Annotated in this window: 11 protein-coding genes; 7 read left to right on the top strand and 4 right to left on the bottom strand. The window is 57.5% G+C overall.

The features are described from left to right. Nucleotides 1-30 precede the first annotated feature (30 nt). The 5 genes from J2887_RS10160 to J2887_RS10140 are packed head-to-tail and all read left to right on the top strand — an operon-like array spanning nt 31 to nt 5,645. Nucleotides 31-507 (top strand): response regulator, encoded by a 477-nt coding sequence (locus J2887_RS10160; protein WP_227175888.1) that lies wholly within the window; start codon nt 31-33, stop codon nt 505-507. After that, the gene (locus J2887_RS10155; RefSeq protein WP_227175887.1) at nt 500-2,206 is read left to right on the top strand and encodes a GGDEF domain-containing response regulator; all 1,707 of its coding nucleotides are present in this window, start codon (nt 500-502) and stop codon (nt 2,204-2,206) included. The genes J2887_RS10160 and J2887_RS10155 overlap by 8 nt, the downstream gene beginning before the upstream one ends. Before the next feature lie 39 nt (nt 2,207-2,245). Continuing rightward, nucleotides 2,246-3,973: a thiamine pyrophosphate-binding protein gene (locus J2887_RS10150; protein WP_227175886.1), complete on the top strand. Its 1,728-nt coding sequence runs from the start codon at nt 2,246-2,248 to the stop codon at nt 3,971-3,973. Nucleotides 3,974-4,017: 44 nt separating this feature from the next. Next, the gene (locus J2887_RS10145) at nt 4,018-4,848 is read left to right on the top strand and encodes a citrate/2-methylcitrate synthase (protein ID WP_227175885.1); all 831 of its coding nucleotides are present in this window, start codon (nt 4,018-4,020) and stop codon (nt 4,846-4,848) included. Next, complete coding sequence (locus J2887_RS10140; RefSeq protein ID WP_227175884.1) at nt 4,845-5,645, top strand: citrate/2-methylcitrate synthase; 801 nt, start codon at nt 4,845-4,847, stop codon at nt 5,643-5,645. Before J2887_RS10145 ends, J2887_RS10140 begins: the two co-directional genes overlap by 4 nt. Before the next feature lie 52 nt (nt 5,646-5,697). On the opposite strand, the gene J2887_RS10135 is transcribed toward J2887_RS10140, so the two are convergent. Then, entirely contained in the window at nt 5,698-7,713 is a 2,016-nt protein-coding gene (locus tag J2887_RS10135; RefSeq protein WP_227175883.1) for a TonB-dependent receptor plug domain-containing protein, read from the bottom strand. A gap of 333 nt (nt 7,714-8,046) precedes the next feature. Between J2887_RS10135 and J2887_RS10130 the strand changes: the two genes are divergently transcribed. Next, entirely contained in the window at nt 8,047-8,640 is a 594-nt protein-coding gene (locus tag J2887_RS10130; RefSeq protein ID WP_227175882.1) for an NADPH-dependent FMN reductase, read from the top strand. A 39-nt stretch (nt 8,641-8,679) separates the two neighbouring features. Here J2887_RS10130 and J2887_RS10125 read toward each other — a convergent pair whose 3' ends face one another. Both J2887_RS10125 and J2887_RS10120 read right to left on the bottom strand, forming a co-directional pair. Then, the gene (locus J2887_RS10125; protein ID WP_227175881.1) at nt 8,680-9,948 is read right to left on the bottom strand and encodes a tyrosine-type recombinase/integrase; all 1,269 of its coding nucleotides are present in this window, start codon (nt 9,946-9,948) and stop codon (nt 8,680-8,682) included. Between the two features lie 946 nt (nt 9,949-10,894). Then, nucleotides 10,895-11,821 (bottom strand): TauD/TfdA dioxygenase family protein, encoded by a 927-nt coding sequence (locus J2887_RS10120; protein ID WP_227175880.1) that lies wholly within the window; start codon nt 11,819-11,821, stop codon nt 10,895-10,897. Between the two features lie 289 nt (nt 11,822-12,110). On the opposite strand from J2887_RS10120, the gene J2887_RS10115 reads away from it, so the two are divergent. Beyond that, entirely contained in the window at nt 12,111-13,172 is a 1,062-nt protein-coding gene (locus J2887_RS10115; RefSeq protein WP_227175879.1) for a helix-turn-helix domain-containing protein, read from the top strand. 46 nt (nt 13,173-13,218) lie between these two features. Here J2887_RS10115 and J2887_RS10110 read toward each other — a convergent pair whose 3' ends face one another. Then, complete coding sequence (locus J2887_RS10110) at nt 13,219-14,019, bottom strand: SDR family NAD(P)-dependent oxidoreductase (RefSeq protein WP_227175878.1); 801 nt, start codon at nt 14,017-14,019, stop codon at nt 13,219-13,221. Nucleotides 14,020-14,021: the final 2 nt, after the last annotated feature.

The raw sequence follows: 14,021 nt of genomic DNA, 5'->3' as shown, positions 1-14,021 counted from the left end.
CTCTCTAGCCAGATAAGGACACTCTCGGGCATGGATGAATACTCGATCCTGGTGGTAGAAGACAATCCCGATGATCAGGTTCTGACCGTACGGGCCCTGAAACAGGCCAGCAACGGCAGTGAGATCATTGTTCTTGAGGATGGCCAACAGGCCATCGACTTCCTTTTTGGTCCCAACTGCGACCCAGACGCTGTACTCAGGCTTGGGGTAGTGTTGATGGACATCAAGCTGCCTCGGGTCAATGGCCTTGAGGTTCTGCGGACCATCCGTTCCGAACCCACAACCAACTGGCTGCCCGTGGTTATGGTGACGTCGTCGGACGAACCCGGGGAGCAGATTGAGGCCTACCGTCTCGGCGCCAACAGCTACGTCAGAAAACCCGTTGATTTTTCGGAGTTCACCAACCACATGCGGATTCTGGCCAGCTACTGGCTGCAGGTGAATCGCCTGCCACCACCGGAACTGGTGCCGAAAACGCCACAAACGAAAGGTATCTTCAGTGGCTGAGATTCAAGAACACCGGAATCAGGAATATCTGAAACTGTTGCTGGTCGATGATTCGGAAGACGATGCTCTGCTGTTGTTGCGGGAACTTCGTAAGGGAGGGCTGAAGCCAGACTACAAGCTGGTGGATAACGAACTCGATCTGGCCGACGCCCTCAAGGAGCAACCCTGGGACATCGTGATCACCGATCACAATATGCCCGGATTTTCATCCTTCCAGGCATTGGAAGTGACTCGCCGCTTTTCCGACGATCTGCCGGTGATCATTGTCTCCGGCACCATCGGCGAAGGTGTGGCGGTCAGCGCCATGAAAGCCGGGGCCCAGGACTACATCATGAAGGACAACCTGTCGCGGCTGATCCCGGCCATCGATCGGGAAGTTCGTGAGAGTTATGTACGCAAAGCCAAGCGCAAGGCCGAGTCCACCCTGGAGCACATGGCCTTCCATGACAGTCTGACCGACCTGGCCAACCGGCGGGAGTTTGAGCGGCGGCTGGCCACGGCGCTGGAAGATGCCCGCGAGACCGGGCGCCAGCACGTGCTGCTCTATCTCGACCTGGACCAGTTCAAGATCATCAACGACACCTGCGGCCACATTGCCGGCGACGAACTGCTCAAACAGGTCTCAGGGCGACTGGCACAACACATCCGCTCTGACGATACCCTGGCGCGGTTGGGCGGCGATGAATTCGGCGTGCTGCTGCGGGGCTGCGATGCAGTGCATGCCGCCAAAGTGGCCGAGGCGCTGTGTGAGGAGGTGCGCGAATATCGCTTTGTGTGGCAGAACAAACCCTTCTCGGTTTCCCTCAGCGTCGGCATGGTGGTGATCAACCGGGATTACGACACTACCGCCGAACTGCTCAGCCACGCCGACCTGGCGTGCTACGCCGCCAAGGATCGTGGACGCAACAACGTGCAGGTTTACAAGTCCAACGACAAGGACATGCAGCAACGCCAGACCGACATGCAGTGGACCAGTCGCATCCAGCAGGCCCTGCACAGCCGGAGTTTCTGCCTCTGCCAACAGGAGATGGTGCCGTTGCAACCGGAGAACGCCGACGGTTTCCGTACCGAGTTCCTGGTTCGACTGAGGCAGGGCAATGACATCATCCCGCCCGGCGCCTTCATTCCGGCCGCAGAGCGCTTCAACCTGATGCCGAAGATTGACCGACAGGTTATTGAAATGGCTTTCCGTTATCTGGACCAGACCGGCCTGGGACGGGAACCGACCGGCACCTATTTCATCAATCTGTCCGGCAACTCCCTCGGCGAGGCGGATCTGTTCGATTACATTCGAGCTCTGGTACGCCAGTACAATATTCTGCCACCGAGGATCTGCTTCGAGATCACAGAAACCGCAGCCATTGCCCATCTGAACCTCACCCTGGGCTTCATCCAGCAGACCCGTCAGGACGGGTTCCAGTTCGCACTGGATGATTTTGGTTGTGGCATGAGCTCATTTTCCTACCTCAAAACCCTACCAGTGGACTATCTCAAGGTAGACGGCAGTTTCGTGCGCAATCTGCTGGAAGACCCCATCGACCTTGGCATCGTGGATGCCTGTAACCGGGTAGGGCACGCGGCGGGTCTGAAAACCATCGCCGAGTTCGTGGAGAACGACGACATCAAACAACGCCTCAAGGAGCTGGGGCTGGACTACGCCCAAGGATACGGTATCGCCAAACCCAAAATGCTGGAATAAGCCCCGGCGCTTTGCCTGTCGGGGCACAAGGAGTGCGTCATGTTCGAGAACGGAGACCTCATCCTCCGCTACCTGGAACGTTTGGGAGTACGCTGCGTCTTCGGTGTTCCTGGCGGCAGCATTGAACCGTTCTATAACGCCCTGGCCAGGAGTCAGCGGCGCGGAGGCATTCGTGCCATCACCGCCCGCCACGAAACCGGGGCCGCCCTGATGGCCGAGGGCTATGCCCGGGAAACCGGCACCCTCGGGGTTTGCTGCGCCACCGCTGGCCCCGGTGCCACCAACCTGATCACCGGCGTGGCGTCCGCCTACGCTGACGGTATTCCCATGCTGGTCATCACCGCCCAGACATCGCTGGAAAAGTTCGGCCAGGGCTCGCTGCAGGAAACCTCCTGCACCGGTATCAACACCGTCGAAATGTTCGCTCGCTGTACCCGCTACAACACCCTGGTGTCCCACTCGGCGCAGTTGGAGCCGAAACTGCTTCAGGCCATCAGCCAGAGTTTCAGCAATACACCGGGGCCGGTCCACCTGAGCATTCCCATCGACGTAATGCGGCTGCCGGTTCCGGAAAACCTCGATACCGGTAATCTCCGCGCCTTCACCAACCACAGCGTGGCGCCGAGTCAAACCTGCCTGCAGGCGCTGCTCAAGGAAGTGGCGGAAACCGACCGGGTCACCGTGGTGATCGGTGAGGGTGCCGCCAGTGCTTTGTCAGAGTTGATGGCGCTGATAGAAGCGCGCCATTGGAAGTTCGTGGCCACACCTCGTGCCAAAGGCCTGGTGGACCATTTCCACCCGCTGTTTCGCGGCATCTTCGGCTTCGCTGGCCATGAAAGCGCCGCCGAAGCCCTCAAGGTCAACCAGGCTGAGCGGGTCATTGCCGTTGGCACCGGGCTGGACGAGGTCTCCACCGCCGGCTGGGACCCAACGGCCATCCTCTCCGACCGGTTGATTCATCTGTCTCCCCATCCCGAACACCTGACCCGATCCAACATGGCCCGGCTGGTCATCCTGGGATCACCGGAACTTATGCTCAAGCCGTTTGCTGAAATGCTGGCCAACGATCCCCAGCGTACGCCCTCAGTCGCCCATATAGAGGATGACGGCTTGCCAGCGGATGTCAGCTACGACGACCGCGGCAAATGCGACATGCAACCCGGCGCCATCAAACCCCAGGCCCTGGTGACACACCTTGCCCGCAGTTGCCCGGCTGGCACCCGGGTCGCGCTGGACAGCGGTACCAGTTTTCTCTGGGGTATCCATTACTGGAACGTCTCCCGCCCCCACAACCTCCCGGCCGCCGCCTGCCTGGTCCACCTGGGGATTGGCTTTGCCACTATGGGCTGGGCCATTGGTGCCTCCGTTGGCATTGCCGCGGCCAATCCGAAGCAACCTGTGGTGTGCGTCACCGGAGACGGTTCCTATCTGATGGCCGGGCAGGAGATCACAACCGCACTGCAGGAAAACCTGAACCTGCTGATGATCGTGTTGAACGACTCGTCACTCGGTATGGTGCGCCATGGCCAGTCCCTCGGCGGCGGGGAGTCCATTGCCCACGATCTGCCTGACATCAACTACGCCCGGATCGCCGAGGCGATGGGCATTGAGTCCTATCGGGTGGAATCGACAGAGCAACTGCTGGCCCTCGACCTGATGGCCATCTTCACTCGCCCTGGACCCTGTCTGCTGGATATCCGTATCGACCGGGATGAGTTGCCACCGATGGGCTCCCGCATGAAAGTGCTCACTGGAGCAACACCGTAAGCCATCCGCCCGGAAATCAAACGTTGCGAGAGGGAGGCCCACCGATGACCTCGGAGTTTGTCTACCATTCCCATTTCTGGCTGGAAGAACCCGAGCCGGACAACCCCTTTGCCGCCCGCCACTGCTACTGCCATGGCTACGATGTCTATGGCCAGGTGATCACCCGGGCGGGGTGGTTTGAATACTTGCTGCTGCTGTTTCAGGGCCAGCGACCGAGTCCTGAGCAGTGCCGGTTGCTGGCAACCCTCGCCAAGGTGCTTGCCAACCCCGGTCCCCGGGACGCCAGCGTGCGGGCAGCGATGAACGCAGGCGTATCCGGCACCACGCCGAGTTCTGCCCTGATCGCTGCCCTGGCGGCGGGTTCCGGCCAGTATGGCGGAGGCCAGGAAGTGACCGTCTGGCTACAGTGGTGGCAGGCTCTGGGTGCAGATCTGCCGGCCTGGCAGGCGCGCATCGCCAACCCGGAGGTGGAGGAGATTCCTGATATCTGGTTGCCAATGGAGCACTGCCCGGGCTTTGACCCCAATGGCGACAGCACACCGACACCGGTCTGCCAGGCCCTGGACGCGCTTGCCACCCAGGCCCCAGCCCAGGGTGCCGTGACGTGGCTCTCTAATGAATACCAGGCCCTTGAACAGGCAACCGGTTACCCCCTGGCGATGGTCGGTGTAGCGTCTGCCGCCCTGGCGGATCTTGGGCTGGAGCCGGACCAGGCCACCATGCTGTACCTGATCCTGCGTCTGCCCGGGGCGGCGGTCCATGCCCTGGAGCAGAAGCGACTCGGCTGGAAGCTGTTTCCGTACTACGGCCCCGCCATCCAGCTACTGAACGATCCAAACACGCCAGACCCGACCCGGGAAGGAGTTTCACCATGAGCCATCAACGCCTGCTGGCCACGGAATCCACCTGGCCAACCCACCGTGGCAAGGCTTACCTGTCTGAGCGGGTCATCATGCATGGCCGGGATCTGCACCACGAACTCGGGGACTGGCACTGGCATCGTCTCTGGCTGTACAGCATCCTCGGTCGGGACCCGGGTGAGCAGGTCGCGGCCATGCTGAACTTTTTCTGGGTAGCCACCAGTTACCCGGACCCTTCGATCTGGCCCAACCATGTGACCGCACTGGCGGCAAGCGCAAGGGCCACGGCCTCCACCTCTCTGGTGGCCGGCATTGCGGTTTCCGAAGCCTCCATCTATGGCCGCCGGCCAGAAGTCAAAGCACTGGATTTCTTTTACCGTGCCGGGCGCTGGTGTGACGAGGGGAAAGAACTGGAAGCGTTTGTGGACGCTGAGAAGGCCTCCGGCCGCATTCTTTATGGCTACGGCCGGCCACTGGCTAAGACCGATGAGCGGATCGCCCACACCATGGACAAGGCCCAGGAACTGGGACTCGCCCATGGCCGATTTGTGCGCATGGCGTTTGATGTCCATCGCCACCTGGAGAACCGCTTCGGCTACTCAATGAACGTTGCGGCCGTTAATGCGGCACTCTCTGCCGACATGGGACTGAGTTGCCAGGAGTACCAGCTGTTCGCCTCACTGGCGTTTACCGCCGGCATGGTGCCCTGTTACCTGGACGCCCGGGACCAGGCCGAGGGTTGTTTTCTGCCCGTACGCTGCGACAGCGTGGTCTACCATGGTCCGGACAAGCGGGAGTGGGGCGCAGAGTAGGCGAACGGCCTAGTGTCCCGTCTGGAAGTCAACGAATTAACCAGACGGGACACTAAAACCGATACTGCAACTCGCCAACCACACTGCGGCCGGCCATTGGGAAGTCGTTGGGAATTGAGGGCACCGGACTGGCGAACGGGCTGGGGTCACGCACGTCTTCATCCAGCAGATTGCGTACGGTCAGCGAGGCGTCCAACCCTACCCAGCCAAGATCCGATCTTCTTAGAGACAAATCCCAGGTGGCGGCGTCGTCCACTGGTTTGCGGCTGTCACCGGCTACCCGCTTTTGTTCCCCCACCCAGTTGACCTGGCTGGAGAGCTGCCAATCCGGCACAAAACGCCATTGAATCCGACCGTAAAGCTGATGGTTGGGCGCTTCGCCCACCGGTTCATCGGTATCCTGATCGGTGGCCCGTTGATAGGCGTAGTTGGCAGCCAGAGTCAGATCGGTCCGTGGTTCGTAAAGTGTCTCCATTTCGACACCATAACCCTCACGTTCGCCGACATTGGCATACTTTGCCGCAACCTGACCAACCTGAGCCATGGATGTGATCAGATCATCAATCCGGTAGTAGAACAGATTGGCTCCGTACGACACCGACGAGGTGAGTTGGTGAGAGAAGGCTAGCTCCAGGGTATCGATGGTTTCCGGGTCCAGATCCGGATTGCCAACGGTAACCGGGTTGTTGGCCACATACAGCTCATTGAGTGAGGGGGCCCGGAAGGCTCGTCCGTACAGCAGCTTGGTGGTCAGCGAATCGGTGGTGGCCCAGATCAGCGCGATCCTCGGATTCACCGTGCTGCCGATATCGGTGTAATAGTCATAGCGAACGCCACTGACCAACTGCCAGTTCTGTTCGAACTGCCATTCGTCCTGAAGGAACAGGTAGTAGTTGACCCGGTCTTCCTCCGGCATCCAGACCTGGCTCGGGTCATCCGAGACATCTTCCACATGCCCCTTGGGACTCAGGTCGGGGTTGAAGTTCTTGCGTTCAGACACGTCGTACAGATCGGCCCAGAAGGCGCCGATGCCGGCCTGAACACGGTGGTGATCAAAGCCGTTGTAAATGGAGCTCAGATCAAACCGGGCCTGGTTCTCCTCGTACCCGGGGCTGCCAATCAGACCGTCGGGAAAAGCGCCGCCAAAGGCACCGGCGGGGTAGAGCACTATGTCTGTCTCCGGGTCCTGGCTGATATGGAACACGCTGAGCCGTGCTTCCAGGTCCAGGCCATCCATCACATCAATCCAGGAATAGCTGTAATCGGCGTTGACCCGGGTCGAACCATACTTCCCTTCCGGGTCCAGGGCCTGGGCAATACCCGGACCGGTACCGACATCGCTGCGGTCCTGCAGCCCCATGTGAAAGGTCCAGCGCTCGTTACCCGCTTCGAACCGCAGATCGATCTGGTCGACGCCCGTATTCACAGGTCCCGGCGCCAGGGAGGCGGTGGTGCCGAAGACGGAATCAAAATTGGTCTGGGCATCGTGATCGATGGTCTCATCCCAGCCGTCGGTGGTCTGATACTCCAGCACCAGGCTCAGGCCGATGTCGCCAACCTCCGTGGCCGATTCCAGCCAGCCACCCTGGGTGTCAAAGCTGCCAACCCGGCCACCAATCACCGTTTGCGGAATATCCTGAACATGCTTGGTGATGATGTTGATCACACCGGCATAGGCATCGGCACCGTACAATGCCGATCCTGGCCCGCGAATGACCTCTATACGCTCTATAGCCTTGACCGGCATGCCCCCCCAGGCGTTACCCCGATTTCCAAACATCATCGTGGTGGCGGGAATGCCATTGATCAGCATCAGCGCCTGGGGATTGAAGCTGGAGGTGATGCCTCGGAATACGTACTTCGGCGAGAACGCCTGGTCGGAGTGATTGACGTGGAGCCCCGGTACCGTTTCCAGCACCTGATCGAGATCGGTTGCTCCCATTGCCGCGATATCGTCGGCCTGGATCACCGAGGTAACGGCGGCGGCTTTATCCAGTGGCGTGCTGGTGCCCGACGCGATCGATACCACCCGAATCTGCCCCAACTCCTCCAGTGATATGTCCCACAAACTGTCTCCCATATCCGAAGACAACACAGTAGCAGGCATCAGTGACAACGATGCAGCGACGACCAGGGGCAGGGAAGCAGGTGCTCGCAGCGGCAGGGGAGTAAAGTAACTTGGCATGAGGCGAATCAGCTCCTTGATGACCGATTCCTGGTCTCGGGTCCTGGTAGCACAGGTTCCATTCCAGTTACTCGCAGTCTAGTACCATCTGAAATTTAAGCAAAAACGACCACCTGACAGATTCCTGGAACCGCCGCTGTCGCCTCCGAGCCCACAGCTCCACCAGATACGCTACCTTCTCTATACAGCCCACGGCCAATTGAGGAGGCTCCGATCATGACTGTGAACATCGTAACCCTGTGTGGCAGCGTTCGCCCCGGTAACTATACCGCCATGGCCCTGGCCCTGGCGGAAGACGAGCTGCGCCGTCACAACCAGGTCACCGTCAACCACATTGACCTGACCAGCCTGGATTTGCCGCTACCCGGCCTGGAAGCCAGAAACCCTGAGGCTATCAAGCAGTTCCATCAGACCGTGGAACAGGCGACGGGGGTTCTTATCGCCTCACCGGAGTACCACGGTGGCATCAGCAGCCCGATGAAACTGGCCATCGACAACCTGGGGTTCCCCAGCATGCTCGCGGGCAAGCCAGTCGGCATCCTTGGTGTTGCCGCCGGCATGATTGGTGCTATCAAGTCCACGGAACAGATACGCGCCATCTGCGCCCATGTTGGCGCGGTACCGCTGCCACTGGCGGTATCCATTGCCCATGTTCAGCAGGCGTTTGACGATACTGGCCGCTGCACCGACGCCAACGCCGAAAAAAACATCCGCCGCGCGGCTACCAATCTGTTGGATTACATCAATGACGCGATCTGTCCCAAGGTGAGCCTGGAGGCCATCCTGCGGGAACAGGAACAGAGCGATTGAGGCGCCACAGTGATCTGGAGCTCACAGGTTCCCCGGGGTTCAGACCCGGCGCTTACGCCCGGCATTGCGGCGACGGGACTGCTCGGCATTGACGTACACCGACTCCGTAAAGGTGGCATTGGCGTGCCCCAGCTCCTCACTGATATGGCGGATATCCCCACCGGCTTCAATCGCCTGACTCGCGCCGGTGTGACGCAGGTAGTGGGTTTCAGACTTGATCGCCAACAGTTGTTTGGCCTCATCGTAAAAACCCTCGGCCTCCATACGGTCCGCTGTGCGCACCATCGCCTGTTCGTATAGCCGCTGCACCTGACGCTTGCCAATCGCATCACCCTTGCGGGATGGCAGAATCGGCATCGAATCGCCCGGTACGGGCAGAGGTGAGGGGAGATCCAACACACTTCGCCAGCGCTTCAGGTAGGGTAGATAGGCATCCGGCAGGGTTACCTGGCGGGCCTTGTCGCCTTTGCCGAAGACCGTATACACCCAGTACGGCTCGCCATCCACAATGGTGCGCCGGAAATCACCGAATGTCGGCGTCCGCCACTGCCCCTGATCCGCCTGTCGGGGAGCCAGCTCGCTGACACGGAGGAACAGGCTTTTCATCGTCACAATCACAAACAAATGGCGCTCGTAACGTTCATCCCGGTCCGCCAGATCGGTCAGTGTTTCCAGCAGAAACGACCACTGCCAATCCGTCAGCCGCCGGACATCCGTACTTTCGTTTCCCTCAAGTCGGGGCTTGGCACTGCGATCCCGACGACGCACATCAAGCAACGGATTGCGATCCAGATAACCACGAATCATCAGATGCTTGAAGAACGTCTGCAACGCGGTACGGCTGGCGTTCAGACTGGCCTGGCTGACGGAGTAGGGGCCGTCGTCATCGCGTGAACGAAGCGCCAACGGCCGCCAGTCGGGATTGGAAATACGCAAGTCATCCTGGTCCAGGAAGGCCGGATAAATACCACGGGAAATCCAATGGTTCGGCGGATTCTTGAGGAAGGTGAAATAACTGGTGACCAGATCCGAATCGGCCTGATGAAGATGACGACGGGCAATGACCCAGGTGTAATTGAGGAAGCGCTGGACCTCGCTGCGAAAACGGCCATAGGTTCCTGAAACATCGGAGTATTTCACCAGGAAGCTGCGACAGACATCAAAATCCTTACGCACCAATTCCAACTCAAGCGGCAGGGCACTGAGCCCGGAACTCAGCCCGGGATAACGGTCAAGCGTGGCCTGATCGTGGATCAGTTCCGCCGTATCGAATAGTGGAAAGCCCGGGAAACCAGTGGAGTGACTCATCAAGAACAACCTGAAACTAGATTCAGATCTAACTTTAAAGATTAAGGCACGGAATATAAAGGACTTATGAAGGTGACACGCAATGCCCAATACTCCTAAATATTGGACATTGGCGAAATGCGCGAATACAGCCCCGTACCCGCCGAGATCGCTAACAGCCCTGACAGCCACAACAAGCTCCGCCGTCCGCACCCATGTCCCATGTCTCGTATCCCGTGAATACTGCCGACACTTCCGCCATCGCGCTCGGGATCTACCGGCAACTCAACAATGGACTGCTCCGGCTCTCTGGGCAGCAGAACCAGCGCTGAAGTTAGCCGAATCAACCAGGAGAAACACTCTGAGCGCATGTCGTTCGAGCCGCGGGGAGAACTCAACAGAACCAAAGGTCCTTGAAGAGCAGGTGCGGTGCACGTTGCCGGTTTTATCGAGCGCAGGCCAGCTTTACCGAATACAGGGAGCTTCCTGACCGAACACAAGGAACAAAAAATGACTTGCCGTGCCTGCTGGAGCGGCTAGACAGGCTCGAGCCACCATCTAAAAACAGCCCAACGACCCAGGAGGGCTTTCGAGCCAGACACTCCGTTGTCCAAAACTCATAGAACCCAGGCAGGCCTTGGCTCAGAAGCCTGCGTTGACGCTGAGGATTCCTTCTACACCGATTGCGCACCTGAGTAGGTGAATTACACCCAGAAGAGATTGGCCTGCCATCTGCCAAGTTTATGACATGGGCTTACACCATCACACTACGCATAATGTATATTATGTTAAATAGTGCCTTTGAGAACACACCAATCCTTGCCAGAGCGGTGCTATTCCCTGTCTCGTGTGATGCTCTCTGTTCCCGAGTCTGTGATTTTTTACCATCGGGCTCAGGAGTTAATCAGAGGCTCCCTCGTCACCCGGGGGAGTCTTGGAGCCTCACCCGGGTGATCAATGCGTACTTCTAAACGCCAACAGGGGGTTCGCCAGCAATAATCGTGCGCTGCATTTCCCGTCTCATCCCTTTGTAATCAGCCATGGGGTAATGCTGAGTACAGCGGTTGTCCCACATGGCCACGGAGCCCTTCTCCCAGTGGAAACGGCACAGGTTGAGCGGATCCTGGACCACTTTTTCCTGCAGGTAGTTCAACAGCGTTTCGGATTCGTCGAAGTGCATGCCCTGAATCGTGATCGAATAGACGCCGCCGAGGAAAAGTACTTTTTTCCCGCTTTCCGGATGCACGGTCACCAGCGGGTGAAGCTTCGACGACTTGGCGTCCTCGGTGCCGGTTTTCACCTTCATGTTTTCCAGCACGGCACTGTAGACGCCGGCCATCTGGTCGTCGTAGCCCTTCTTGGCGCTATGCATCAGTTTCAGTGACTCACAGATTTTCTTCATGGCCGGTGACAGGGAGTCGTAGGCATTCGACAGGCTCGCGAACAGTGTATCACCGCCATAGGGCGGAATGTCTTTGCCGACCAGGATGGTGTATGACGGCGGCGCCTCCTGAAAGCTCCAGTCGGTGTGCCATACGCCGCCAAATACCGCGCCGGTCTTCTCATCCGCCTCCTTGACCAGACGGAGAACGTTGGGGTGGCCATTGATACCGTCGACGAAGGGGTCGTAACCGAACTCGCCAAACCGGAGTGAAAAACGTTCCTGGTCCTCGATGGACAGATCCTGTTCACGGAAAAACACCACACTGTGGTCTGCCAGAGCCCACTTGATTTCCTGAGTCTGCTCGTCGGTTAGGTTGGCCAGATCCACACCGAAAATCTCAGCCCCCAATGCCGAAGCATAAGGTTTGACCTGAATGTGTTGGTAGTCTCGTTTTACTGAGTTGGTTTCTGCGTTTGGCGCGATCAGCATCGACAATGGAATGTTGAACATGTTTGACCTCTATGCGTCTCAAAGAATGTTGTTATTAGCAATCTGAAGCCCGAAGATTTCCGCTGAACGAGTCAGGAAACCTTGTACATCCATACTATTAACGGTGCTGAAAAGAGAGAATGTGGCCAGGCGTCGTAATTCAGTGAATTGAGGTCAGCGTGGGGTGCCCTGGTGGTCGGCAAGCCCGTCATCCGCCTCACTGCCAACCGGAATTCAGCAAACCGGGGCGCATTGGGTTCTGCTATAATCGGCGGAAAAGTTGTCCGAAAATTATAAAAGAGAAAGTTGAATGCTCCCGGCTTCCGAACGATCCAAGTATTACTATGCAGCAGATTATTTGCTCACCTTGAGAGACTTTTGTTTCGACAACAACCTTGATTTCATGACTGCGTTGACTCACGCCGGGAAGTCCACTGACCTGGTACTCAACCCACCTTTATATATTCCGCTTGAACTGTTCAGCAGCATTTGTGCAAACATTGCGGAAATATCCAGCCACCCGTTCGCCACGGGGCAGGCATTTGGGCGGCAGCTGGCGTCTAAAAATGCCCATGGGCGACTGGGGTTGGCCATGCGAAATGCGCCCGACGTCTATCACGCGATCACACTTCTCGAACAGTTCAGCGAGACCAGAACCAACACCCTGCTCTATTCCGTTCACAAAGATGCTGAATTCATCTACTGTTTTGTGAAGCCAAATGAAGGCTTGGGAGAATTTACCGAACCGGCGATAGAGCACTTTCTGGTTTTAACGAGCCTTTTTAATATCATCTATTTTATAAAGAAATCAGTGGAATCAGGCAGCAAGAGCTTCGATTCTCAGTTATTCATTGAAGGTCAACTGGATGACTTCGATACGTTGGACTGCGGCCAGGGCATCTACGTTCGACAGAACGTATCGGTTAACGCCATCCGCATACCACGATACATCGGCGACTCAAGAATACAGTTTTCCAACCACACGCAACTTCAGGAGCTCACACTCCTCCTTAAGAAAGAACTCGCTACCGGTCCAAATGAAAGCCTGACGGAACACGCGAAATACATTGTTCGCCACGTTGGCTGGGATCATACGTCCATTGAGCGTATTGCATCCGAACTTAATATCTCTGTTAGCACCCTACAAAGACGGCTGCGAGAAGAAGGGACGAATTTCAAGGAGATCAAAAATGAGGAGCGAATCGAATGCGCCAAACACCACTTGCTGTTCAGCAAAAGCACTCTTGAGTTTATTGCCGAAAAGTTGGGGTATAGCAATTCGTCCAACTTCTCCAAATCCTTTAAATCGGCTGTTGGAATGCCTCCGGCCGACTTCCGGAAACTGTATCAATCAGCCAAGTTTCTGCCTTAGTTGATGTATCTGTTTCGATGAGGCTTTTGCGCACTTTCCATCTGACCTACCAGACTTCCTTGCACGGCCGAAGATCGATTTCGTGTGTCCAGGCAGTTCGGTGCTGTTGATAGAGCTGCCAGTAGGTTTCGGCAATGTCGTCAGGGTTGAGGCTCCCACTTTCCCCTTTGCTGTCAAGCATACCCGGCAGCACACTCCGCAAACGATCGCCATTCACCATGCCATCAATAACTACGTGAACCACATGAATGCCATGGGGACCAAATTCCCTGGCCATGGATTGGGCCAGGCTTCTCAACCCAGCTTTGGCGGCTGAAAAACTGGCAAAGCCGGCCTTTCCTCTCATTGAGGCGGAAGCGCCCGTAAAAATGAGCGTTCCCCTGCCATTGGGCTGCATGTACTTGATGGCCTGCTGACCAATAAGGAAGCCGGACAAACAATCCGCACGCCAGTTTTTTTCGAGGTGCTCCGCCGTTACATCCAAAAATTTACCCGGGCGATTTGTACCAACGTTATGCACCACCAAATCCAGGGCAAAACCGTCTTGTTTAACTTGCTCGAATGCCCCTTCAATCTGCTCCTTGCTTGTCGCGTTGGCAACGACCGCCGTCGCGTCCCCACCTTGCGCACGTATGGCTTCAGCGGTTGCCTGGATCTTTTCTTTATTTCGCCCCGCGACATACACCTTGATGCCTTCTCTTGCAACGCGCTGCGCAACTGCGCCCCCAATGCCCGAGGGAGAGCCGCCACCAAAAATCAATGCCGCTCGGGGCGAATTTCTTGCGGCCGGCGTGAATTCGCGAACCTTGTTTTTCAGCGCGTTTTTCAGGATCTTTTCAATAATCACTG

It is taken from the genome of Marinobacter sp. CA1 (genome assembly GCF_020546665.1).
Lineage (GTDB): Bacteria > Pseudomonadota > Gammaproteobacteria > Pseudomonadales > Oleiphilaceae > Marinobacter > Marinobacter xestospongiae.
Note: the sequence above shows the minus strand (reverse complement) of the source record. Positions and strands in the feature narration are given on the sequence as shown.